At 70.9% G+C, this 24,187-nt stretch carries 21 protein-coding genes and 1 pseudogene; 9 read left to right on the top strand and 13 right to left on the bottom strand.

The features are described from left to right. Positions 1-69 precede the first annotated feature (69 nt). The gene (locus EST54_RS17345; protein WP_129248542.1) at positions 70-597 is read right to left on the bottom strand and encodes a pyridoxamine 5'-phosphate oxidase family protein; all 528 of its coding nucleotides are present in this window, start codon (positions 595-597) and stop codon (positions 70-72) included. A gap of 192 nt (positions 598-789) precedes the next feature. On the opposite strand from EST54_RS17345, the gene EST54_RS17340 reads away from it, so the two are divergent. Then, positions 790-1,749, top strand: coding sequence for an HhH-GPD family protein (locus EST54_RS17340; protein ID WP_129248541.1), 960 nt, complete (start codon positions 790-792; stop codon positions 1,747-1,749). Positions 1,750-2,095: 346 nt separating this feature from the next. Further along, complete coding sequence (locus EST54_RS17335; RefSeq protein ID WP_372448232.1) at positions 2,096-2,707, top strand: SigE family RNA polymerase sigma factor; 612 nt, start codon at positions 2,096-2,098, stop codon at positions 2,705-2,707. Between the two features lie 120 nt (positions 2,708-2,827). Here the strand turns inward: EST54_RS17335 and EST54_RS34455 are convergent, their stop codons facing one another. Beyond that, positions 2,828-3,055, bottom strand: a complete 228-nt coding sequence (locus EST54_RS34455; RefSeq protein ID WP_162606732.1) for a hypothetical protein — start codon at positions 3,053-3,055, stop codon at positions 2,828-2,830. On the opposite strand from EST54_RS34455, the gene EST54_RS17330 reads away from it, so the two are divergent. From EST54_RS17330 to cseC, 3 genes are read left to right on the top strand one after another with little or no spacing between them, the layout of a single operon-like run. After that, complete coding sequence (locus tag EST54_RS17330) at positions 3,048-3,542, top strand: LppP/LprE family lipoprotein (protein ID WP_244942548.1); 495 nt, start codon at positions 3,048-3,050, stop codon at positions 3,540-3,542. The genes EST54_RS34455 and EST54_RS17330 overlap by 8 nt on opposite strands. A gap of 9 nt (positions 3,543-3,551) precedes the next feature. Further along, on the top strand, positions 3,552-4,262 hold the full coding sequence (gene cseB, locus EST54_RS17325) for a two-component system response regulator CseB (RefSeq protein WP_129248540.1): 711 nt from the start codon (positions 3,552-3,554) through the stop codon (positions 4,260-4,262). A gap of 8 nt (positions 4,263-4,270) precedes the next feature. Further along, a complete protein-coding gene (cseC, locus tag EST54_RS17320) occupies positions 4,271-5,575 on the top strand; it encodes a two-component system sensor histidine kinase CseC (protein WP_129248539.1) in 1,305 nt (434 codons plus the stop codon). Between the two features lie 165 nt (positions 5,576-5,740). On the opposite strand, the gene EST54_RS17315 is transcribed toward cseC, so the two are convergent. Further along, complete coding sequence (locus EST54_RS17315) at positions 5,741-7,381, bottom strand: MDR family MFS transporter (protein ID WP_275416064.1); 1,641 nt, start codon at positions 7,379-7,381, stop codon at positions 5,741-5,743. A gap of 140 nt (positions 7,382-7,521) precedes the next feature. Between EST54_RS17315 and EST54_RS17310 the strand changes: the two genes are divergently transcribed. Then, positions 7,522-8,133, top strand: coding sequence for a TetR/AcrR family transcriptional regulator (locus EST54_RS17310; RefSeq protein WP_129248538.1), 612 nt, complete (start codon positions 7,522-7,524; stop codon positions 8,131-8,133). Here EST54_RS17310 and EST54_RS17305 read toward each other — a convergent pair. Further along, on the bottom strand, positions 8,115-8,786 hold the full coding sequence (locus EST54_RS17305) for a M23 family metallopeptidase (protein WP_129248537.1): 672 nt from the start codon (positions 8,784-8,786) through the stop codon (positions 8,115-8,117). The genes EST54_RS17310 and EST54_RS17305 overlap by 19 nt on opposite strands. A 625-nt stretch (positions 8,787-9,411) precedes the next feature. Between EST54_RS17305 and EST54_RS17300 the strand changes: the two genes are divergently transcribed. Beyond that, entirely contained in the window at positions 9,412-12,660 is a 3,249-nt protein-coding gene (locus EST54_RS17300) for an NACHT domain-containing protein (RefSeq protein WP_167511557.1), read from the top strand. A gap of 60 nt (positions 12,661-12,720) precedes the next feature. Beyond that, positions 12,721-15,324 carry an NACHT domain-containing protein gene (locus EST54_RS17295; protein ID WP_129248536.1) on the top strand — a complete coding sequence of 868 codons (2,604 nt, stop codon included), beginning with the start codon at positions 12,721-12,723 and terminating at the stop codon, positions 15,322-15,324. A gap of 158 nt (positions 15,325-15,482) precedes the next feature. Here EST54_RS17295 and EST54_RS17290 read toward each other — a convergent pair whose 3' ends face one another. Next, positions 15,483-18,008: an ATP-dependent Clp protease ATP-binding subunit gene (locus tag EST54_RS17290; RefSeq protein WP_129248535.1), complete on the bottom strand. Its 2,526-nt coding sequence runs from the start codon at positions 18,006-18,008 to the stop codon at positions 15,483-15,485. A 510-nt stretch (positions 18,009-18,518) separates the two neighbouring features. Here EST54_RS17290 and EST54_RS35475 point away from each other — a divergent pair. Next, positions 18,519-19,199, top strand: coding sequence for an SCO3374 family protein (locus tag EST54_RS35475; RefSeq protein WP_129248534.1), 681 nt, complete (start codon positions 18,519-18,521; stop codon positions 19,197-19,199). Here EST54_RS35475 and EST54_RS17275 read toward each other — a convergent pair. The 8 genes and pseudogenes from EST54_RS17275 to EST54_RS17240 all read right to left on the bottom strand — a co-directional run. Continuing rightward, a complete protein-coding gene (locus EST54_RS17275; protein WP_006604017.1) occupies positions 19,130-19,468 on the bottom strand; it encodes a histone-like nucleoid-structuring protein Lsr2 in 339 nt (112 codons plus the stop codon). The two genes, EST54_RS35475 and EST54_RS17275, sit on opposite strands and share 70 nt — an antisense overlap. A gap of 156 nt (positions 19,469-19,624) precedes the next feature. Beyond that, entirely contained in the window at positions 19,625-20,143 is a 519-nt protein-coding gene (locus tag EST54_RS17270) for an amino-acid N-acetyltransferase (RefSeq protein ID WP_040898709.1), read from the bottom strand. 9 nt (positions 20,144-20,152) lie between these two features. Continuing rightward, positions 20,153-20,623, bottom strand: a complete 471-nt coding sequence (locus tag EST54_RS17265) for a BlaI/MecI/CopY family transcriptional regulator (protein WP_239013285.1) — start codon at positions 20,621-20,623, stop codon at positions 20,153-20,155. A gap of 167 nt (positions 20,624-20,790) precedes the next feature. Continuing rightward, positions 20,791-20,970, bottom strand: coding sequence for a hypothetical protein (locus EST54_RS17260; protein ID WP_129248532.1), 180 nt, complete (start codon positions 20,968-20,970; stop codon positions 20,791-20,793). Between the two features lie 48 nt (positions 20,971-21,018). Then, complete coding sequence (locus EST54_RS17255) at positions 21,019-21,642, bottom strand: hypothetical protein (RefSeq protein WP_129248565.1); 624 nt, start codon at positions 21,640-21,642, stop codon at positions 21,019-21,021. 175 nt (positions 21,643-21,817) lie between these two features. After that, positions 21,818-22,615 (bottom strand): type III pantothenate kinase, encoded by a 798-nt coding sequence (locus tag EST54_RS17250; RefSeq protein WP_129248531.1) that lies wholly within the window; start codon positions 22,613-22,615, stop codon positions 21,818-21,820. A gap of 5 nt (positions 22,616-22,620) precedes the next feature. Continuing rightward, on the bottom strand, positions 22,621-23,640 hold the full coding sequence (gene nadC, locus EST54_RS17245; protein WP_129248530.1) for a carboxylating nicotinate-nucleotide diphosphorylase: 1,020 nt from the start codon (positions 23,638-23,640) through the stop codon (positions 22,621-22,623). Positions 23,641-23,710: 70 nt separating this feature from the next. Continuing rightward, positions 23,711-24,187 (bottom strand): annotated as a pseudogene (locus EST54_RS17240) (L-aspartate oxidase); the annotation flags it as partial.

The raw sequence follows: 24,187 nt of genomic DNA, 5'->3' as shown, positions 1-24,187 counted from the left end.
CCGTGCGGCCGACGGCTGTTCCGCCCCGGCCGCACCGCCGTCGAGGGGCCCCTGCGACCTCACCCGCCCTCACCCCCGCGACCACTCCTCCTTGTGCCCGAAGCCCTGGCCGTTGTCGATCAGCCGCAGCCAGTCGGGGCGCAGCTCCCACAGCGAGGTCCGCTCCAGGGCGCCGCGCAGCCGTTCGCTCCCGGCGACGAAGGGGAAGCGCGCGAGGTAGACCCGCCAGGCGGCGGCCCGGTCGGCGCCGGTCAGGATGCGGCAGCGCCCCCGGCCCTGGAGCCCGGTCAGCCCGCTCCACTCCTGGCCGTCCCGCTGCGCCGTGAACGCGGCCCGGGCGCCGGGCCCGGCCAGCGCCCGGCCGTGCCGCGTGGTGGCCGCGGTGACGAAGTAGAGCGCGGGCCCCGGGACGGCGGCGCCGGCCGCCGCGCCGCCCTCCGGGCCGGTCGCATAGAGCACCGCGCAGGCCTGCGGCCCGTCCTCGTCCGTATACGCCAGCGTCATCGTCGTGTGCGCGGCGAGCGCCCGCCGGATCGCCTCCGGGCAGGCCGACCCGCCCGTACCGTTTCCGTCTTCCGTACCGGTCTTTTCCGCCATGACCGCATCCTCGCCCGCCGCGGCCGGCCGGCGCGCGGCGGGCCCCCGCCCCGGGCGCCGCACCGGCTAGCGCATACCGCCGGTAACCGCCACCCGTGCGCCCCCGGCCGTCCTGCGTGCGGGTGGGCGCGCGGCGGGGCGGGCCCGGCGCGTTCCCCGGGCGCCCCCGGACGTGCCAGGATCGGCAGTGCCATGACTTCGACGCCTGTCACCTCCACTGCCACGACCGCCGCCGCCGAGACCGCCCCCGCCGCCGACGCGGCCGCGGGAGCCGCCGACGGGACCGCGCTGCACGGCCCGGTCACCGACTGGTTCGACGAGCACGCCCGCGATCTGCCCTGGCGCCGCCCCGAGGCGGGCGCCTGGGGCGTGATGGTGAGCGAGTTCATGCTCCAGCAGACCCCGGTCAGCAGAGTGCTGCCGGTCTACGAGCAGTGGCTGGCCCGCTGGCCGCGCCCCGCCGACCTGGCCGCCGAGGCGCCCGGCGAAGCGGTGCGCGCCTGGGGCCGCCTCGGCTATCCGCGCCGCGCCCTGCGCCTGCACGCCGCCGCCTCCGCGATACAGGAGCGGCACGGCGGCGATGTGCCACGCGAGCACGCCCAGCTGCTGGCGCTGCCCGGCGTCGGCGAGTACACCGCCGCGGCGGTCGCCTCCTTCGCGTACGGGCAGCGGCACGCGGTGCTGGACACCAATGTGCGCCGGGTGTTCGCCCGCGCGGTGGCCGGCCGCCAGTTCCCGCCGAACGCCACCACCGCCGCGGAGCGCAAGCTCGCCCGGGCGCTGCTGCCCGACGACGAGAAGCTGGCGGCGCGCTGGGCGGCGGCCACGATGGAGCTGGGCGCGCTGCTGTGCACGGCGCGCTCACCGGAGTGCGGCCGCTGCCCGATCGCCGCGCGGTGCGCCTGGCGGCAGGCCGGGTCCCCGGTGCACGACGGTCCGCCGCGGCGCATCCAGACGTACGCCGGTACCGACCGGCAGGTGCGCGGCAAACTGCTCGCCGTGCTGCGCGAGGCGGTCGCACCGGTGCCGCAGCAGGTGCTGGACGCGGTGTGGGACGAGCCGGTGCAGCGGGCCCGCGCGCTGGACGGCCTGGTCTCGGACGGTCTGGTGGAGCCGCTCGGCGGTGGCCGCTACCGGCTGCCGCTGACGTAGCGCGCGGGTCACCACTCCCGCATACAGAGGGGCGCGGCCGCTTCGGTGGCCGCGCCCGTGGTTTCGCCGACCCCGTAACACCTTTCGGTGCACAATGACCGAAAAGCTCCGTGAGGCGACGCGAAGACGCCCCTCACACACCGCGATTGCCGCCCCGTCACCCCTCATAGATCTTTCGGCGGGGGCGCTTCTCCCCCCGGAGTATGACGTCCGGAGACCCGCCGTCCGTCCGAGGGATGACCCCTCGCGGGCTGTTACACAACCGAGGGTTTTCCGTGCACTCCCTGTGGGGCCGACGCACACTACGCCGCAACACCCCCTCCGTAGCGTCTCCCTCGTGCTGGAGATGACCGCCAGCACAGCCAACGTGGGGAATCGAAAGCGGATCGGAGGCGTCGAGATGGCGACCAGCGGCGGCAAGGTACTGGACTTCGAAGAGTACGTGCGGACGCGGCAGGAGGCACTGCTGCGGAGCGCCCGTCGCCTGGTGCCCGACCCGGTCGACGCCCAGGACCTCCTGCAGACGGCACTCGTCCGCACCTACGGCCGCTGGGACGGCATCGCGGACAAGTCACTGGCCGACGCCTACCTCCGCCGCGTCATGATCAACACGCGGACCGAGTGGTGGCGGGCGCGCAAGCTGGAGGAGGTGCCCACCGAGCAGCTCCCGGACGCGAGCGTGGACGACGGCACCGAGCAGCGCGCCGACCGCGCCCTGCTGATGGACATCCTCGGGGTGCTGGCCCCCAAGCAGCGCAGCGTCGTCGTGCTGCGGCACTGGGAGCAGATGAGCACGGAGGAGACCGCGGCGGCGCTCGGCATGTCCACGGGTACCGTGAAGAGCACCCTGCACCGTGCGCTCGCCCGGCTGCGCCAGGAGCTCCAGATGCGTGACATCGATGCCCGGATGCTGGAGCGCGGCGAGCGGGGGCGGGAGCAGGAGCGGTGCGCGGCCTGACCGGCGGCGCACGGCCCGGGTCCCACCGCACGGCGCCACACACACCCAAAATCGCGTCTTTATCCGACAAAGCAGACACATCGACAGGCGCCTTACGGCTCACAGTCCGACGCGCGACAATCACAACAGAAACAGCATCGGAAACGGCAGCTGTGCGAGCAGCACGGTGAGCGGGAGCGGATTGTCCAGGAACAGGTTGACCAGGATCGGGTTGACCAGAGGCGGCGCGGCCACGGCAGGAGTGGCCGCCGTCGGCCTTTTGCTGGCCGGATGCAATCCGGGGGGCGAGGGCGTGCGCAGCGAGGGATCGGCCGGCCCCACCCCCGCCCCCAAGGGTGCGGTGAACACCACCCCCACCCCGACCTCGACCCCCCGTGGCCAGAAGGTCAACGCGGTCCAGCTGCTGCGGGGCGACCCGAAGGTCGGCGCGTATGTGAAGAAGACCCTCTACAAGCCGTGCGCCGCCGACGCGTACCCGGTCGAGGTGACCTACGCCTCCCTGACCGGCAACTCCTCCCCCGATATCATCGTCAACGTCATGACCTGCGCGGACTCCGTCGGCATCGGCTCGTACGTCTACCGCAAGCGCAGTGGCGCGCAGGGCGGGTACGACGAGGTGTACGGAAATGAAGAGCCGTCGGTGTACGCCGGCATCAACAAGGGCGAGCTGGAGGTCTCCCGGCAGACCTACGCCGCCCGCGACAAGCTGTGCTGCCCCTCCGGCGAGGACGTGATCAGTTACCGCTGGAAAGGCGGCCACTTCATCCAGCACACCAGCTCTCACACGGACTACAACAAGGCCACGCCGGACGACGGCACGGCATCGGAGGGTTGAGACAACGGCATGGCCGAGACTCATGTGCTCTTCGTCGAGGACGACGACGTCATCCGCGAAGCCACCCAGCTCGCGCTGGAGCGGGACGGCTTCGTGGTCACCGCGATGCCCGACGGGCTCGCGGGCCTGGAGGCGTTCCGCGCCAACCGCCCCGACATCGCGCTGCTCGATGTGATGGTGCCAGGACTGGACGGCGTCAGCCTGTGCCGGCGGATCCGCGATGAGTCGACGGTCCCCGTGATCATGCTGTCGGCGCGCGCCGACTCCATCGATGTGGTGCTCGGCCTGGAGGCCGGCGCCGACGACTACGTCACCAAGCCGTTCGACGGCGCGGTGCTGGTCGCCCGGATCCGCGCCGTGCTGCGCCGCTTCGGTCACGCCAGCGGTCCGGACGGCGCCGCCGCCGTCCGGGCGGAGGCGGCGGACCCCGCCGAGACGCTGCTGCGCTTCGGTGATCTGGAGGTGGACACCGAGGGCATGGAGGTGCGCAAGGGCGGCGAGAACGTCGCGCTGACGCCGACCGAGATGCGGCTGCTGCTGGAGTTCTCCCACGCACCGGGTACGGTCCTCTCGCGCGACCGGCTGCTGGAGCGGGTCTGGGACTACGGCTGGGGTGGCGACACCCGCGTCGTGGACGTCCATGTCCAGCGGCTGCGCGGCAAGATCGGCCAGGACCGGATCGAGACGGTCCGCGGCTTCGGATACAAGCTGAGAGGCTGACACCTCCGGTGGTCAGGCTGGCCCTGCGGACGGGGCTGAGATGGAAGCTCAGCGCCGCGATCGCGCTCGTCGGAGCCCTGGTCGCGGTCGCGCTGAGCCTTGTCGTGCACAACGCCGCCCGGCACTCCATGCTCGACAACAGCCGCGATGTGCAGATCGAGCGGCTCGACTTCATCCAGCGGGTCTTCCAGTCGACCAACCGGCTGCTGTACGGCGCCAAGATCAACGATCCGGAGCTGCCGGAGCCGCTGCGGGACGAGGTCGCCAAGAACAAGCGCGCCACCTACCTCCAGGACACCGGGCAGACCGCCCCGGAGGTGTGGGCCGCCTCGCCGCTCAGCAACGGCCGGGTGCTCTCCGTCCACGACCACTTCCCCGACCGCTTCGCCGTCCTGGACGACCTGGACCAGGCGCTGGTCATCGGCTCGACCGCGGTGGTGGTCGGCGGCTGCGCACTGGGCGTACTGGTCGGCGGGCGGCTCTCCCAGCGGCTGCGCAAGGCCGCCGCGGCCGCCGGCAAGCTCGCCGACGGCGACACCTCGGTCCGCATCCGCGACGAGGTCGGCAGCGGGCGGGTGCGCGACGAGACCGACGATCTCGCCTGGGCCGTGGACGCCATGTCGGACGCCCTCCAGGAGCGCATCGAGGCCGAGCGGCGGGTCACCGCCGATATCGCACACGAACTGCGCACCCCGGTCACCGGGCTGCTCACCGCCGCCGAACTGCTGCCGCCCGGCCGCCCCTCCGAGCTGGTCCGCGACCGGGCGCAGGCGCTGCGCACCCTCGTCGAGGACGTCCTGGAAGTGGCCCGGCTGGACGGCCATGCCGAGCGCGCCGAGCTCCAGGACGTCGTGCTCGGCGAGTTCGTCACCCGCCGGGTGCACGCCCTCGACCCCGGCATCGGCGTCGAGGTCGCCCGGGAGGCCGAGGTCACCACCGACCCGCGCCGCCTGGAGCGGATCCTGGGCAATCTCATCGCCAACGCCGCCCGGCACGGCCGGCCGCCGATCGAGGTCACCGTCGAGGGCCGGGTCCTGCGGGTCCGCGACCACGGTGCGGGCTTTCCCGAGGCGCTGCTGCGGGAGGGCCCGAGCCGCTTCCGCACCGGCAGCAGCGACCGGGCCGGCCGCGGCCACGGCCTGGGCCTGACCATCGCGGCCGGCCAGGCCCGCGTCCTGGGCGCCCGCCTCACCTTCCGCAACGCCGATGAACTCACCGACGGCTCGACCGGCGCCGTCTCCGTCCTCTGGCTCCCGGAGAACGCCCCCACCAATACGGGCAGCTTCCCCGTCATACAGCTTCCGGACCGCTGAGTCATCCGGCTTCCCGACCGCTGACAGGGCGGCGACGCCGGTCGTCCCGGTGATCTGCGGCGGCCGGCCGGCCCGCTCCCGCACCGCCCGGTTCCGCCCGGACACAGCACGGCGGCCCCGGCACCTCGGTGCCGGGGCCGCCGCGGGCCGAGAACGGGGGCCGGGTCAGACGGTCTCCGCCATCGCCACCCGGTCCACCGGAGCGTCCCCACCCTCCGGGCTCTCGGCAGCTGGGGTCGGGGCGCCGCGCAGCGGAACCTCCTTGAGGAACCAGGCCGCGGCGAAGCCGACGATGCTGATCGCCGCGCCCCACAGGAAGACGTGGTGGGTGCCGGCGGCCACCGCGTGGTCGTAGGCGTCCTTGATCATCGGCGGGAGCTTGGCCAGGCCCTTCGGGTCCATCTGGGCCCCGCCGCCGGTGACCTTCGCACCGGCCGCGCCGATCCGCTCGACCATCGTGGCCTGCACCTGGTGGGTGAAGATCGCACCGAAGATCGCAACGCCGAAGGAGCCGCCGATCGTGCGGAAGAGGGTCGCCGAGGACGAGCCGACGCCCATGTCCTTCATCTCCACGCTGTTCTGCGCGATCAGCATCGTGGTCTGCATCAGGAAGCCCATACCGGCGCCGAGCACCGCCATGTAGACACCGGAGGTGAAGGGGGTGGTGCCGGTGTCCATCAGGGACAGCAGGGCCAGGCCCGCGGTGATCAGCCCACCGCCGACCACGACGAAGATCTTGTACTTGCCGGTCTTGGTGGTCACCCGCCCGGCGAACAGCGACACCGCCATCATCGCGAGCAGCATCGGCAGCAGCAGCAGACCGGAGTTGGTGGCCGAGGCGCCCTGCACCGTCTGCTGGAAGAGCGGCAGGAACGTCATCGCCCCGAACATCACGAAGCCGACCAGGAAGCCGATCAGGGTGACCAGCGAGAAGTTGCCGTTACGGAAGATGTGCAGCGGCAGCACCGGCTCGCTGACCTTGCGCTCCACCAGCACGAAGAGGGCGAGCGCCACGAGGCCGAGCACCCCGAGGCCGATGATCTGGCCGGACAGCCAGTCGTACTCGGTGCCGCCCCAGGTGGTGATCAGCACCAGCGAGGTGATGCCCAGGGTGAGCAGCGCGGCACCGGCGTAGTCGATCCGGGTCTGCGAGCGCTTCTTCGGCAGATGCAGCACCGCGGTCACCATGACCAGCGCGATCGCACCGAGCGGCAGGTTGATGTAGAAGCTCCAGCGCCAGCCGAGGTGGTCGGTGATGCTGCCGCCGACCAGCGGTCCGCCGATCATCGCGACGGCCATGACCCCGGCCATCATGCCCTGGTACTTGCCGCGCTCCCGCGGCGGAATCAGATCGCCGATGATCGCCATGACGCCGACCATCAGCCCGCCCGCGCCCAGACCCTGCACCGCGCGGAAGCCGATCAGCTGCCCCATGTCCTGCGCCATGCCGGACAGCGCGGAGCCGATCAGGAAGAGCACGATGGACGACAGGAAGACGCCCTTGCGCCCGTACATGTCGCCGAGCTTGCCCCAGATCGGCGTCGAGGCCGCGGTCGCGAGCGTGTACGCGGTGACCACCCAGGACAGGTGGTCCATCCCGCCCAGTTCACCGACGATCGTCGGCATCGCGGTGCCGACGATCATGTTGTCCAGCATCGCGAGCAGCATCGCGATCATCAGCGCGAAGAGCACCACCCGTACGCCGGAGGGCTGCTTCTCCCCCGTGCCCGGCCCGGCGTCCGATCTGGCCGCCGAGGCCGCTATTCGTCCGTCCCCCGTCGGGGTCGCAGACTGCGACTTCCCCATTACCCACTCCCACTTACTTGCCGCCCGGCTAGTTCAGTACGGTGTTGAAGGTAGGGGCCAACTTGCCGGGCGTCAAGTAAGTTTCTCTCCGGCCCGACGGGGCAGCCCTCTGACCAGTACCGACGACGCAGGAGAACACGATGAGCACACAAGGGCGCAGGGGGAACACCCGCCAGCGCATTCAGGACGTCGCTCTGGAGCTGTTCTCCGAACGGGGCTACGAGAAGACCTCGTTGCGCGAGATCGCCGAACAGCTGGAGGTCACGAAGGCGGCGCTGTACTACCACTTCAAGACCAAGGAAGACCTCGTCATCAGCCTGTTCCAGGACCTGACCGGGCCCATCGACGAGCTGATCGCCTGGGCCGGGGAGCAGCCCCGCACCCTGGAGACCAAGCAGGAGGTCATCCGCCGCTACAGCGAGGCGCTGCGGTCGGCCGGGCCGTTCTTCCGCTTCCTGCAGGAGAACCAGGCCGCGGTGCGCGACCTGAGCATCGGCGAGGGCTTCAAGGAGCGGATGCTGACGCTCTTCGACCTCCTGAAGGAGCCCGAGTCGGAGCTGACGGATCAGGTGCGCTGCATCACGGCGCTGTTCTCCATGCACGCGGGCATGTTCGCGATGCAGCACGTGGAAGGCGACCCCGAGGAGAAGCGCAAGGCCATCCTCGAGGTCGCCACAGAACTGGTCACGGCGGCCAACCCGCCGAGCCGCCGGCCAGCCCGGCCGGACTCAGCTCAGACGGCGTCGCCGTGAGCCCGCAGGAATCCGGTCGGCTCGATGCCCGACCCGTAGTTGGGGCCGGTGCGGACCTCGAAGTGCAGGTGGGGGCCGGTGGAGTTGCCCGTGCTGCCGGACCGGGCGATCTGCTGGCCGGTGCCGACCTGCTGGCCGACCTGGACCTCGATCCGTGACAGGTGGGCGTACTGGGTGTACGTGCCGTTCGCGTGCTGGATCACGATGGCGTTGCCGTACGCCGGGCCGTCGCCGCCACCCCAGGGGCCGGCCTTGACGACGGTGCCCTTGTGGACGGCCTTGACCGCGGTGCCGGTCGGCACGACGAAGTCCTGACCGCTGTGCTTGTGCGCCCAGTGGCTGCCGGGGATACCGAAGGGCTCGCCCAGCGTGTACTTGTCGACCGGCTTGACCCAGGCGTTGGCCTTCTTGGCCGCGTTCTTCTTGGCCTTGGCCGCGTCGGCCTTGGCGTGCGCGGCGGACTTGGCCTGCGCGTCGGCCTGCGCGGTGACGGCCGAACCGACACCCGAGGTGAGGTTCTGCAGACCCGCGTCGGCGGCGGTGGCGATACCGGCGCCGAGTGCGGCGGTCATGCCGACACCGGCGGCGACAATGGCGACGCGATTGCGCAGCGCGGACTTCTTCGAATTACGGAGAGCGGTGAACTTGGACATGCGGGTTTTTCCTCCAGGGAATTGATTGGTTTCCCGGCTGCGGACCGGGATCGCCACACCTTGGTAACCCGCCTGCGCCGCCCCGCCAAGGGGCCTTTCTACTAACCGGGCCCGTATCAAAGGCCGGTCGAATCCGGGCCTTGACGCGACATCCGACCTCTGCATGAAACCCCCAAAATGGGACAACTCGGGTGTTGCCAGTGCCCACCAAAGCCCCTCTGAACAGGCCCTTTACCCCTTCATTGCACGGACGGCGCCTCACCTGGCGCTTATCTCGCCCGCGCCTCGCTCCCGCGTCCCCGGTAACCCCCGATCCACCGCCCCCGCTCTCCCCTAATTCCTTTAGTAGGGCCAAAATCGCCTGTGCGCCATGTCACGAGCAGGCAAGATCAAATGCCTTTTCCCTGTGACCTGGGCTACGTGGAATGCTGTGACGCGGGTTACGTACGGCCCGCCGGAAATCAATTCGGAAGGCATTACGGCGGCGAATTCCGTGACCGGCGCCACACCTTTGTGCGCCCACCGCCGCGCGCACGAACCTGGCCGAACCCCACCCCGGAGCCCCGGCATCCGCTCTAGCCTGGCCGGACGACAGCACCGGCCACGGGGGAGGGCGGACCGCACGATGGACCCGTCAGCAGTGGGCGTCCGACTCGCCTCCGGCGTGGTCGCACCGCTCGTCAGGAAGCTCTTCGTCAAGGAGGGGCCGGGCGCCGGGCTGGTGGCGAAGCCGGTACGGGTCTCCGGGCTGGTCAGCTTCAAGGGCGAGCGGCGGACCCTGTCCGACCAGGACCTGCACAAGATCGCGGCGGAGCTGGTGGCCCGGGCCGTACGAACCGCCGGGCCCGGCGAGCGCCCCCTGGCCGGGGACGAGGAGCGGGCGGTGGCCGAGGCCCTGGCCACCACGCTGCGCGGCCTGGGCGACCTCGACATGGACGACGTACAGGCCGTCCGCCTGGGCGCCACCGCCCTCGCCGAACGCCTGGAGGCGGCGAGCCCGCATGCCGTCCGCGGCCTCTCCCGGGACGGCGAGCTGCTGCACGCCACCCTGCTCGGCACGGCCTGTCTGCACATCGTGCACTTCTTCACCCAGCGGTCGACCTTCGTGGCCCGCACCCTGGTCCAGCAGAGCCGGAGCCTGGACAGCCTGATCACGCTCATCGACGAGTTCCTCGACCGGCATCCGTCCCCGCGGGCCGCCGACGACGCCTTCGAGCGCGGCTATCTCACGTACATCGCCCGCAAACACAGCCGGCTGACCATCTACGGCATCGATCTCGCCCACTCCCCGGACCGGTGGCCGCTGGATGCCGCGTACATGAGCCTGGAGGCGACGGCCGCCCCGGCCCGCGAGGTCGGCGCCGGCGCCCCCTGGGACGCGGCGGGCGGCCCCCGGACCGGCCCGGCCGTCCCCCCGCCCGTCCCCGTCCCCGCCGACCAGGCCCTGGCCGGGCGCGACCGGGTGCTGCTGCGCGGCGTCGCCGGCTCCGGCAAGAGCACCCTCGTCCAGTGGCTGGCCGTCTCCTGCACCAAGGCTCCGGGCGAGACCGCCCTCCCCCACCTCTACGGCCGCATCCCCTTCGTCCTTCCCCTGCGCACCCTCACCCGCGAGGGCGCCGCCCTGCCCGCCCCCGGCCGCTTCCTCGCGGCCGTCGGCTGCCCCGTCTCCGGCTCGCAGCCCGACGGCTGGGCCGACCGCGTGCTGGCCTCCGGGCGGGCGCTGCTGCTGGTCGACGGCCTGGACGAGATCCCCGAGCGCGAGCGCGAGCTGACCCGCCGCTGGCTGCGCGATCTGCTCGACGCCTTCCCGGACAACCTGTGGATGGTCACCTCCCGCCCCTCCGCCGTACGCGACGACTGGCTCGCCACCGACGGCTTCGGCGAGCTGACGCTCTCCCCCATGAGCCGCGCCGAGGTCGCCGCGTTCATCGGCCGCTGGCACGACGCGGCCCGCTGCGACGCCGAGGACCCCGAGCGCCTCGACGCCTATCAGCGGTCCCTGCTCGCCGCCGTCCACACCAAGCAGGACCTCGCCCGGCTCGCCACCAACCCCCTCATGTGCGGCCTGATCTGCGCGCTGCACCGGGACCGCCGCGGCTATCTGCCCACCGGCCGCAAGGAGCTGTACGACGCCGCCCTGGGCATGCTGCTCTCCCGCCGCGACCGCGAACGCGACATGGGCGCCCCCACGGGCATCGAGCTGAGCGACGAGCCGCAGATCCAGCTCCTCCAGCGGCTGGCCTACTGGCTGATCCGCAACGGCCGCACGGAACTCGACCGGGACCGGGCGGAGCGGATCGTCGGCGAGGCGCTGCCGGCCGTACCCGCCGCCGCGGAGCAGGGCGACGCGGCCGCGGTCTTCCGCCATCTGCTGCTGCGCAGCGGCCTGCTCCGCGAACCGGCGCCCGGCTCGGTCGACTTCGTCCACCGGACCTTCCAGGACTACCTCGGCGCCAAGGCCGCCGTCGAGGACGGGGACTTCGGGCTGCTGGTCGCGCATGCGGAGGACTCCCAGTGGGAGGACGTGATCCGGATGGCGGTGGCGCATGCGCGGCCGCGGGAACGGGCGGAGATTCTCGGGGAGTTGGTGGCCCAGGGCGACCGTCTCGCGGACGATGCCGCCCGGCTGCGTATCCACCTGCTCGCGATGGCCTGCCTGGAGCATGCGGCGGAGCTGGATCCGCGGGTGCGGGAGGAGGTGCACACGCGGGCCCGGGCGATTCTGCCGCCGCGCAGCCACGAGGAGTCGCAGCTGCTGGCCGCGGTAGGACCCCTGGTCCTGGAGTTGCTGCCCGGTCCGGAGGGGCTGGCGGAGGACGAGGCGCAGGAGGTGGTGGCGACCGCCGCGCTCATCGGGTCGGACGCGGCGCTGGAGGTCATGAAGCGGTTCCGGAAACACCCGGCGGACGGTGCCCGGATCCAACTCGCCGCCTCATGGCCGCAATTCGATACCCACACCTATTCCCAGGAGGTCATCCAGCACCTCGACGCCAAGGTGACCGTTACCGCGACGTCCCCCGCCGAACTGCACGCACTGCGGGCGCTCGGCCCACCACGCGTCTCGGTGAGGGGCCCCTTCACGGCTGCTGAACTCCTCGGTGCTCTGCCGCTCGATCGGATCGAAAGTCTGACCCTCTCGGAGAATCCGGAGATCACCGACCTGACCTTCCTCCGGGAGTTCCCCGCTCTGAAATGGCTGTCGCTCTGGGACTGCCCGGCCGTCGAAAGCGTCGCCCCGCTCGCGGACCTTCACCTCCGCACGTTGAACATCGCCGGGCCGCCCGAGAGGAACGTGACGATTCCGCGCGGACTCCACCGGCTGCACCACCTTCGTACGCTGCTGCTGCACTGCACGCTCCCGCCGGGGGGCTTGGCGGCGCTCCCCGCGGATGCCCCGTTGCGCAACGTGACCCTCAGCCGGCCCATAGGCTCCGAATTCACCGGTATCACGCGCTGGCCCCGGATGCGCTTCATCCAACTGCAGCGCCTCACCCATGACTTCGGCGCGGACCAATGGGAGGCGCTGGCGGCACTGGGCGAGCTGGAGGATTTCTCGTTCGGCCTCGCGGAAGAAGGGGTCGCCCTGCACCTGCCGGACGGTCTGAGGCTTCCGCAGGTGAAAGACCTCAGCTTCATCAACGCGGCGCGCCTTCCGCTGTCCGAGATGAGCCGCCTGCTGAGCGGGGCCCTCCCGGCTTTCCCCGGTGTCCGCACACTTCGGCTCTACGGCATCCTCGACGGCTCCGTCGACCTCTCCCCCGCGGCGGCTCTGCCGGAACTCCAGAAGGTCTTTCTCTCCTACGTCCACCCTGAACCCGGCCACTCCCTCCCTCCGCACATCGAACTCACCCGCTATCCCCGCCCCCGCGCCTAGGCTGGCCGACAGCGCGCCCTCCTCAACTCCTCTATTCAGCACCGCAGTTACGGGGAACCCATGGATCCCGCGAACATCGTCGCCCGCCTCACGCCCCACGCCGTCGATCCGCTGATCCGCCGGCTCTTCCTCCCCGACGGGCCGTGCGCCGAGCCGGCCGACCGGCCCGTACCCCTCTCCCGGCTGCTCTCCTTCACCGGCGAGAAGCCGGCCCTGACCGAGCGCGAGCTCTCCGGCGTCGCCGCGGCGCTCGTCGAGCAGGCCTCGGGCGGCCCGGCCGGGGACGTGGACCAGGCCCTGGCCACCGCCCTGACCGGCACCCTGCGGGCCCTGGCCGACACCGGGATGGACGACGCCGACGCGGTCCGCCTGCTGCCCGCCGCATTCGCCCGCCGGCTGTGCGAGGCCGTGCCCGGGGCCACCCGCGGCCTGACCCCCGACGCGGCTCAGCTGCACGGTCTGCTGCTGGACGCCGCGGCGCTGCATATCCTCCACTTCCTCACCCGGCGCTCGCCGTACGTGGCACACACGCTCGTCGAGCAGACCCGTACCCTCGCCGGACTGATCGACGGCCATGGCAGCGCCGTCCTGCGCACCCCGCCGCCCGCCCCGGAGGACGCGGCCTCCCAGGACGCCGCGTTCGAGGCGCGCTACGCCCGGGCCACCGCCGCCCTCCACAACCACCTCACGATCTTCGGCATCGATCTCGCCCACTCCCCCGACAGCTGGCCGCTGGACGCCGCCTACCTGGGGCTCCAGTGCGAGCCCGGCCCCCAGGACGGCGAGGCCGCCGCTCCGGGCGCCGGCGGGCAGGACGACCCGCCGGTCCCCGCCGAACAGGCGCTGTCCGGCCGCGGCAAGGTCCTGGTGCGCGGGGTGGCCGGGTCGGGCAAGACCACGCTGTTGCAGTGGCTGGCCGTCGCCACCGCCCGCGGGGAGCTGCCCGGGACGCTGGCGGAGCTGCGCGGCCGGGTGCCCTTCCTGCTGCCCGTACGCCGCTTCGCCCGTGCCGGCCTGCCCACCCCCGGCACGTTCCTCAGCGCCGTCGGCTACCAGAGGGCCGAGGACGCGCCGGCCGGCTGGACGGAGCGGGTGCTCGGCGCGGGCCGGGCGCTGCTGCTGATCGACGGGATCGACGAGGCTCCCGAGAGCGACCGCGAGGAGGTGCGCCGCAATCTCGTCGAATGGACCGCGCGCTATCCCGGCAACGTCTGGATCGTCACCTCCCGGCCGTCCGCCGTGCCCGGCAACTGGCTGGCCGGCGAGGGGTTCAGCGAGCTGTCGCTGGCCCCGATGAACCGCGAGGACGTCGCCGCGTTCATCCATCGCTGGCACCGTGCCGCGGCCCAGCAGCGCCCGGCCGACCTCGACCGGCTCGGCCATTACGAGCGGACCCTGCTCAATGCCGTACGGATCACCCGCGATCTGGGGCGGCTGGCGACCAATCCGCTGATGTGCGGGCTGCTGTGCGCCCTGCACCGCGACCGCCGCGGCTATCTGCCGCACGGCCGCAAGGAACTCTACGACGCGGCGCTGTCGATGCTGCTGGAGCGCCGGGACCGGGAGCGGGCGATGGTGCCCGTCGACGGTGTCGAGCTGACCCGGCAGCCCAAGATCCAGCTGTTGCAGAAGCTGGCCCACTGGATGCTGGTCAACGGCCGTTCGGAGATCGACCGGACGACCGCGGTCGCCACGCTCGCCCGGCATCTGCCCGCGATCCCGGACGCGGCCCGCCAGGGCGGCCCCGAGGAGGTCTTCCGGCACCTGCTCAACCGCACCGGGCTGCTGCGCGAGCCCACCCCCGGCACCGTCGACTTCGTCCACCGCACCTTCCAGGACTACCTCGCCGCCCGCGCGACCGTGCAGCGGCACGATTTCGGGCTGCTCCTCGACCATGCCCACCACGACGACTGGGAGGACGTCATCCGGATGGCCGTGGCGCTGGCCCGCCCCGACGAGTGCGCGGCCCTCCTGGACGGGCTGCTCGCCCCGCACCCGGGCGTACGCGCCGCCGAGGCCCGGCACCGCAAGCTGCTGGCGGCGGCCTGTCTGGAGCATGCCGCCGAGCTGGATCCGGCGGTCCGGGCGCGGGTCCGGCGCTTCACCCGCGACATGGTGCGGCCCAGCACCCCGGCCGCGGCCCGCGCCCTGGGCTGGATCGGGCCGATCGTGCTGGAAATGCTCCCCGACCCCACCCACGTCCCCGACAGCGAGGCCTACCTCCTCGCGATCACCGCCACCTCGATCGCCGACGACATGGCGATCGACTATCTGACGGGCCTGCGCGAGCGGGCGCATCACGATATCCGCGCACAGCTCGCCGGGGCCTGGCGGCGCCATGACACCGCCCGCTACGCCCGCGAGATCATCGCCCACCTCGATCCGGCCGAGCTGTACTTTCCGGTGTCCGACCTGGCGGAACTGCATGCGCTGCGCCGGCTGGGCGGCCGCCCGCATCTGCAGATCGCCGGGCCTTTCACCCCCGACCAGCTCATCGAGGGCATCGCCCCGGCCGACGGCCTGACCCGGCTGTGGCTCGCCTACGATCTGGGCGTTTCCCTGGAATGGCTCTCCGCCTTTCCGGAACTGGACACCCTGCGGATCGGCCGTCGTATTCCACCGGTGCGCGGAGTTCCCGACGGCATTCGCCTCGTGCAGATGTAGCGGGCGGACACCGGGCCCGTCGGCACAGCTGTCCGAAAACAGCCATGTGAAGGGGGCGCTGCCTTTCCGGGCGCACACCACAACGGAACTGCCCCGGAACCGTGAGAAACGGTTCCGGGGCAGTGCCGTGTGCGAGAGGGACGCGCGGCGCGCGGTGCTTACGCGTCCTTGCTCAGGTTGGGGCCCGAGCCGCCGGTAGCGGACTCGATCGGCGGGGCGTCGGGCAGCGCCGACTTCTCCTCGCCACGGAAGGTGAACTTGGCGGTCTCACCCTCGCCCTCGGTGTCGACGACCACGATGTGACCGGGACGCAGCTCGCTGAAGAGGATCTTCTCCGAGAGGGCGTCCTCGATCTCACGCTGGATCGTGCGGCGCAGCGGACGGGCGCCGAGCACCGGGTCGTACCCGCGCTTGGCCAGCAGCGACTTCGCCTCGCCGCTGAGCTCGATGCCCATGTCGCGGTCCTTGAGCCGCTCGTCCACCTTGGCGATCATGAGGTCGACGATCTGGATGATGTCGTCCTCGGTCAGCTGGTGGAAGACGACGGTGTCGTCCACACGGTTGAGGAACTCGGGGCGGAAGTGCTGCTTGAGCTCTTCGTTGACCTTGTTCTTCATCCGCTCGTAGCTGGACTTGGTGTCGCCCTGGGCCGCGAAGCCGAGGTTGAAGCCCTTGGAGATGTCCCGGGTGCCGAGGTTGGTCGTCATGATGATGACCGTGTTCTTGAAGTCCACGACCCGGCCCTGGGAGTCGGTCAGGCGACCGTCCTCCAGGATCTGCAGCAGCGAGTTGAAGATGTCCGGGTGGGCCTTCTCGACCTCGTCGAAGAGCACGACGGAGAACGGCTTGCGGCGCACCTTCTCGGTGAGCTGGCCGCCCTCTTCGTAGCCGACGTAGCCGGGAGGCGAACCGAACAGCCGCGAGACCGTGTGCTTCTCGCTGAACTCCGACATGTCGAGGGAGATCAGCGCGTCCTCGTCGCCGAACAGGAACTCCGCCAGCGTCTTGGACAGCTCGGTCTTACCGACACCGGACGGACCGGCGAAGATGAACGAGCCACCGGGACGCTTGGGGTCCTTCAGGCCGGCACGGGTACGGCGGATGGCCTGGGAGAGCGCCTTGATGGCGTCCTTCTGGCCGATGACGCGCTTGTGCAGCTCGTCTTCCATCCGCAGCAGCCGGGAGGACTCCTCCTCGGTGAGCTTGAAGACCGGGATGCCGGTGGCCGTCGCCAGGACCTCGGCGATCAGCTCCTCGTCCACCTCGGCGACGACGTCCATGTCGCCGGCCTTCCACTCCTTCTCCCGCTTCGCCTTGGCGGCCAGGAGCTGCTTCTCCTTGTCGCGCAGGCCCGCGGCCATCTCGAAGTCCTGCGAGTCGATCGCGGACTCCTTCTCCCGGCGCACATCGGCGATCTTCTCGTCGAATTCGCGCAGGTCCGGCGGCGCGGTCATCCGGCGGATGCGCATCCGGGAGCCGGCCTCGTCGATCAGGTCGATCGCCTTGTCCGGCAGGAAGCGGTCCGAGATGTAGCGGTCGGCGAGGGTGGCCGCGGCGACCAGCGCGGAGTCCGTGATGGAGACGCGGTGGTGCGCTTCGTAGCGGTCCCGCAGACCCTTGAGGATCTCGATCGTATGCGGCAGCGACGGCTCCGCGACCTGGATCGGCTGGAAGCGGCGCTCCAGGGCCGCGTCCTTCTCCAGGTGCTTGCGGTACTCGTCGAGCGTGGTGGCACCGATGGTCTGCAGCTCGCCTCGCGCCAGCATGGGCTTGAGGATGCTCGCGGCGTCGATAGCGCCCTCGGCGGCGCCCGCACCCACCAGGGTGTGGAGCTCGTCGATGAACAGGATGATGTCGCCGCGGGTGCGGATCTCCTTGAGGACCTTCTTCAGGCGCTCCTCGAAGTCACCCCGGTAGCGGGAGCCGGCGACCAGGGCACCGAGGTCGAGGGTGTAGAGGTGCTTGTCCTTGAGGGTCTCGGGCACCTCGCCCTTGACGATGGCCTGCGCCAGGCCCTCGACGACCGCCGTCTTGCCGACGCCGGGCTCGCCGATGAGGACCGGGTTGTTCTTGGTACGGCGGGACAGCACCTGCATGACCCGCTCGATTTCCTTCTCGCGCCCGATGACCGGGTCGAGCTTGGTCTCGCGAGCGGCCTGCGTCAGGTTGCGGCCGAACTGGTCCAGGACGAGGGACGTCGAGGGCGTGCCCTCGGCGGGGCCGCCGGCCGTGGCGGCTTCCTTGCCCTGGTAGCCGGAGAGCAGCTGGATGACCTGCTGCCGCACCCGGTTGAGATCGGCGCCCAGCTTCACCAGGACCTGGGCGGCGACGCCCTCGCCCTCGCGGATCAGGCCGAGCAGGATGTGCTCCGTACCGATGTAGTTGTGGCCGAGCTGGAGGGCCTCGCGGAGCGAGAGCTCCAGGACCTTCTTGGCACGGGGGGTGAAGGGAATGTGCCCGGACGGGGCCTGCTGGCCCTGCCCGATGATCTCCTCCACCTGCTGGCGGACCGCCTCGAGCGAAATCCCGAGGCTCTCCAGGGCCTTAGCGGCGACACCCTCACCCTCATGGATCAGGCCCAGGAGAATGTGCTCGGTGCCGATGTAGTTGTGGTTGAGCATCCGGGCTTCTTCCTGAGCCAGGACGACAACCCGCCGCGCGCGGTCGGTGAACCTCTCGAACATCGTTAATCGCTCCTCAGAGCGGTCAGGCAGTTAGGGGTCGGTCCCCTCCCTGTCCTTCCGCATGCTAGTCCCGCGGGGCGGGACAGCTCATTCCAACTGCCGACACCCGTCCGGATCACCCCCGCTCCGGCGGGGAAATTTACTGCCGAACAGCTGACATCTGCTCCAACTCGATGGTGCGAGACGATGTTCCCGCAGGCCAGGCATATACGCCCTCTGCCACTACGCCCGTGGCGAACGCGCCGTGTACCGACACGCCGTCCGCCGTCGGCCACCAGCCGGGGCGGAACGCCTCGGGCGCCGGTCACACGGTCTCTTCCCACTGAGACTGTCTTACCCGCTGCCACTGACACTCCATGCGGCATCAGCCGCTTCCATCCGCTACGGGCGAACATCCGCACGCCGTCGCCGGCTCCGCCGCACCCCACACTCGAAAACGGAACGTATCCGAACCTCTACACAGCGTAACTTCAGCCGTAACTTCCTGAGTGTTCGGGAGTTGCACCGGGCATGGCCCGCGTGCTTCCGCGCCCCCGCAGCCCCCTCGCCACCGTCCGCCGGTGGTACGAGGAGGAAATGGGCTGGCCGACCACCGGAACGGAACCGGTGGAACTGCTGACGGGGCTGCGTTTCGACGTCCTGGAGATGCCCGCCTGTGCGGGGTACGCCGTACTGCGCCGGCTGCGGTGCACCGGACCGGTGGCACTGCTTCGGACCGGACGCGACGGGAATCGGCCGGGTAATCGGCCGAAATTGCTCATCTTCATCGCAGCCGGCGGCGCCGAGGAACTCCCGGGAATCCTGGAATGGCTGGAGTGGGGCGCGCTCGCGCCGGATCTTACGGCGCGTGGGACCGGAGACCGGATGCCCGCACCGGCGTTCCCCACTGGTCCAGCACTGTCATACGGATTCGGCTCGCGGGAGGCCGCGGGGTGGGTGCGGCCTCCCCGACCCGAGTACGAGGCGGAGAATTCCCTGCCCACCACGGGGCCGGGAGCAGGAATCGGGGACGTCGGGGGCGCCCCCGACCTCGTACGTCTCGTGAGCGCGGCGGCCACCGAGTGCCACCGTGCCCGGTTGTTGCATGCTGGTAATGCCCAAACGGACCGCGCGAACGCCGATCAGCCGTTGGCCTTCTCGAATGCCTCGCGAATGTCGGCGGGCACACGGCCACGGTCATTGACGTTGTAGCCGTTCTCCTTCGCCCACGCGCGGATCTTCGCGGTGTCCTGGCTGCCACCGGAAGCCGCCGCACGGGACTTGCCACGACCGGAAGAAGCGCGGCCACCGGTACGGCGGCCCGCCTTCACGAAGTCGGCAAGCGACTCGCGAAGCTTCTGGGCGTTGCTGTCGGAGAGGTCGATCTCGTAGGACTTGCCGTCGAGAGCGAACGTCACGGTCTCGTCCGCCTCGCCACCGTTGAGGTCGTCGACAAGAAGAACCTGAACCTTCTGTGCCACCGGTTTCCCTTTCATCGAATGCGGATTACGACGGAAAGCAAACCGCTTTTCCGGGAAAAACACAAACCCTTGGGTAGGGTTCACTTGCCCGCAGACCGGGGAACGCATGCTTCCGTACCCATGAGATAGGGGAGCGATTCGGACATAGAACACTCATCACAGGTGCAGAAGCATCCGGCTGTTACCCAGGGTGTTGGGCTTCACTCGTTCGAGGCCCAGGAACTCCGCAACGCCCTCGTCATAGGAACGCAGCAGCTCACTGTAGACATCACCGTCTACCGGGGCATCGCCGATCTCCACGAAGCCGTGCTTGGTGAAGAAGTCGACTTCGAAGGTGAGACAGAAAATGCGCCGCACTCCCAGCCAGCTCGCGGTGCGCAGCAGCTTGTCCAGGACTTGGTGGCCGACACCCGACCCCTTCAGCCGCGGATCCACCGCCAGAGTGCGGACCTCCGCCAGGTCTTCCCACATGACGTGGAGCGCTCCGCAGCCGACGACCTCGGCGTCTTCGTCGCGCTCGGCGACCCAGAACTCCTGGATGTCCTCGTAAAGCGTGACGGTGGCTTTGTCGAGCAGGATCCCGTCACGTGAGTAGGCGTCGATGAGGCGGCGTACGGCGGGAACATCGCTGGTCCTGGCCCGGCGCACGGTGAGGCCTTTTGAATGCGGAGGCATGCCGGGACGCTATCGCCCCTTGCCGGTGGCGTTCGCCCCGGGTTCGTCCCCTTCGGTGGATCCGGCTTCCCCGGCCCCTTGCGGCGCCGCTTCCGCTTCGCCTTCTTCCGCCGGCGCGGCCTCTTGTGCCTGTTGTTCCGCGTCTTCCGCCGGTTCGTCGACTTCCACCATCCGCACGGCATCGCGCAAGGCCTGGCGCTGTTCCGGCGACATCATGCCGAAGAAGGCCACAAGGGCGGCCGCGGGGTTGTCGCTGGCGGACCATGCCTCGTTCATCAGTGCGGCCGCGTAGGCGGCGCGAGTGGAGACCGCCTCATATCGATAGGCGCGGCCTTCTGCTTCGCGGCGCACCCAGCCCTTCTGATGGAGGTTGTCCAATACGGTCATGACCGTTGTGTAGGCGATGGACCGTTCTCTCTGGAGATCTTCCAGGACTTCTCGAACGGTGACTGGGCGGTTCCACTCCCAGACCCGCGTCATGACCGCGTCTTCCAGATCACCCAAGCGTCTCGGCACACAAGAAGAATAGTGGGAGATGTCGTGAATGCCCGTTGATCTCGTGGCGTTTGCGCCTGAAAAAGGACATACGACCCGGGATGGTCATTCCCGGGTCGTAGTGTGCGCGGACCGCCGAAAGGCGGCGGGGCTCAGGCGCCGTGCGCCTTGGGCTCCTGGGCGGCGGACTCGGCGCGGGCCAGCAGGGCGTCCGCGGCGGCGTCCTCCTTGGACTTGTTCGCCCCGCCCTGGCTCTTGACCATGGTCACGATCAGGGCGGTGAAGGCCACGGCCATCACCACGGGCGGGAGCAGCGCTGCGACGTAATCCATGCCGTTCGGCCTCCTTGAAGGATGTGACCCTTCGAGGGTACGCAGCGCTCAGGCCGTGCGGCTCTCGGGGGGCGGGGCGGGCTTGCGGCGGGGCGGGAAGACCTCGCCCGGCGTCGGGATCGGCCGGCCCGGCCGGGGCCCCTTCGGATGCGGCGCGGGCGCGGGCGCGGGTTCCGGCTTGCGCTCGGGTTCCGGCTCCCGCTCCGGCTCGCGCTCCCGCCCGCCGAGGGAGGCCGAGCGGCCGCCTGGGAGCGCGCGGAGCCGGGCCCGTACGGAGTGCTCGGCCAGCTGCTCGCAGTGCCGCAGCAGGGCTCTGCGGCGCTCGCATTCGGCCAGCGTGGCAGGCAGGGCGCACAGCGAGCGCAGGGCGGCGAGGTCGTCGGGGCCGGGGACGTGGCCGGCGGCCAGCGCCTCGGTCAGCTGCGCGAGGTAGCCGACCGCCGAGCCGGGCAGGGCCGCGCGGTAGCGGTCGAGGTCGGCGAGGAGGAAGGCGCGCAGCCGGCCGCCTTCGCGGACCGCCTCGTCCACCGCCTCGGCCAGCCGGAGATATTCCTGGATGTCCTGTGACCACTCGGGCCCGAGCACGGGGAGCGGGGCAGGGTGGGACGTCGTCTCAAGGGCATGGGCGAGGGCGCGACGGAGCACACGCAACTCATCGGCGCTGAACGCCATGCCGCCGCGGGTTCCGTTTGGCATTGGCATATAGCGACTTTACGACCGTTTTCGACAAAAGCCGCTTAATTCGTGAACGGTGGCGCGGCAGCGAGCCGCGCCACCGGGCGCCAGGCGTCGAGCAGGGCGGCACGGGCCGGTCGGCGCCCCAAGGCGGAGACGGGCGCGGCACCCGCTACGAGCGGGCGATGTTGCGCTCGTAGACCAGCCGCAGACCGATGAGGGTGAGCCACGGCTCGTGCGCGTCGATCACCGACGACTCACCGAGCACCATCGGGGCCAGCCCGCCGGTGGCGATCACGGTCACCTCCTCCGGGTCCTCGGCCAGCTCCCGTGCCATCCGCTGCACCACACCGTCGACCTGGCCCGCGAAGCCGTAGAGGATGCCGGACTGCATGGCCTCGACGGTGTTCTTGCCGATGACGCTGCGCGGCCGGGCCAGTTCGATCTTGCGGAGCTGGGCGCCCTTGACGCCCAGCGCGTCGACGGAGATCTCGATGCCCGGCGCGATCACGCCGCCGACGTACTCGCCGCGCGCGCTGACCGCGTCGAAGGTGGTGGCCGTGCCGAAGTCGACGACCACCGCGGGGCCGCCGTAGAGCTCGACGGCCGCCAGGGCGTTGATGATCCGGTCGGCGCCGACCTCCTTGGGGTTGTCCATGAGGATCGGTACGCCGGTCTTGACGCCGGGCTCCACCAGGACGGCCGGAACGTCGCCGTAGTAGCGGCGGGTGACCTCGCGCAGCTCGTGCAGGACGGAGGGCACCGTCGAGCAGATGGAGATGCCCTCGATGCCGTCGCCCAGGTCGTCGCCGAGCAGCGGATGCATCCCCATCAGGCCCTGGAGGAGGACGGCGAGCTCGTCGGCGGTGCGACGGGCGTCGGTGGAGATCCGCCAGTGCTCGACGATCTCCTCGCCGTCGAAGAGGCCGAGAACGGAGTGGGTATTGCCCACGTCGATGGTCAGCAGCATGGCGGTCAGCCGTCCTCGCGCAGGTCGAGGCCGATGTCGAGGATCGGGGAGGAGTGCGTGAGCGCCCCCACCGCGAGGTAGTCGACGCCGGTCTCGGCGTAGGACCGGGCGTTGTCGAGCGTCAGCCGGCCCGACGACTCCAGCATGGCGCGGCCGGCGACCAGCTCCACGGCCTCGCGGGTCTGCTCCGGCGTGAAATTGTCCAGCAGGATCAGGTCGGCGCCCTGGGCGAGGATCGGCGGGATCTGGTCGAGCCGGTCGACCTCGACCTCGATCGGCACGCCGGGGAACTCGGTCCGTACGGCCTGGAACGCCTCGGCCACGCCGCCGGCCGCGACCACGTGGTTGTCCTTGATCAGCGCCGCGTCCGACAGCGACATCCGGTGGTTGACGCCGCCGCCGCAGCGCACCGCGAACTTCTCCAGGGCGCGCAGCCCCGGCGTCGTCTTGCGGGTGTCGCGGACCTTGGTCTTCGTGCCCTCCAGCACGTTCGCCCAGGCCCGGGTCGTGGTCGCGATGCCCGACAGGCGGCACAGGAGGTTCAGCGCGCTGCGCTCGGCGGTGAGCAGATCGCGGGTGCGGGTGGTGACGCTCAGCAGCGGGGTGCCGGCCGCGACCCGGTCGCCGTCCTCGACGTGCCGCTCGACGGCGAACTCGTCGGTGCACACCATGGACAGCACCGCCTCGGCCACCCGCAGCCCGGCGACCGTGCCGGCCTCGCGGGCCGTGAAGTCGCCGGTGGCGACCGCGTCCTCGGGGACGGTCGCCACGGTCGTGACGTCCACGCCCTGGTCGAGGTCCTCCTCAAGGGCGAGATGTGCGATGTCCTCGACCTGCACGGGGTCGAGCCCGGCGGCCACCAGGAGCGCGGCCAGGTCGGGGTCGAGGCCGCAGCTCAGCGGGTCGAGGTCGTACGAGCCGTCGTCGCCGCCGCAGCCGCAGGCGTCGCCGCAGCCGCCGCTGGGGGCGCCGCCGGTGGGCCCGCCGATCTGGAGGAGGGGGAGGTCGTCGCGGGTGCTGCTCACGGGCTGGGCTCCGTATTCGGGGAGGAGGGGTGGGATGCCCCGGTGGTCTGTCGTTGCGGTCGATCGGTGGTCACGGGCTCGCGGGGGCCGGGAGGCCCTCGTCGGCGGTCGGCGGGAAACCCGCGGTCTCCGTCGTGTGGAGGGCCAGTGCGCGGTCCGCATCCAGGGTGATGCGGAAGTGCCGGCGCCAGGAGGCATCGTCCCGCTCCGGGTGGTCCTCGCGCCAATGGCAGCCGCGGGTCTCCGTACGGCGCTGTGCGGCGGCGACCAGCACCCGCGCGACGCAGAGGAGGTTGGTGGCCTCCCATGCTTCCACGCCGGGCTCGGGAACCTTGTGCGTGGCGGGGGCGGCGCTCGCCTCCGCCGCCTCGCGCTGGATGCGGTCCAGCTCGGCGGCGGCCCGGGTGAGGCTCTCGGCGCTGCGCAGCACCCCGGCGCCGGCGGTCATGATCCGCTGCACGGCACCACGGGCCTCGGGGGCGAGCAGGGGAAGGGGCGTGCGGCGATGTCCGCGGCGATCCGCTCCGCGAAGACCAGGCCCTCCAGG

Origin of the sequence: Streptomyces sioyaensis (assembly GCF_004122735.1) — a bacterium.
In the GTDB taxonomy this organism is placed as follows: domain Bacteria; phylum Actinomycetota; class Actinomycetes; order Streptomycetales; family Streptomycetaceae; genus Streptomyces; species Streptomyces sioyaensis.
The sequence above is the reverse complement of the archived record's forward strand: the minus strand, read 5'-3'. Positions and strand labels throughout refer to the sequence as shown.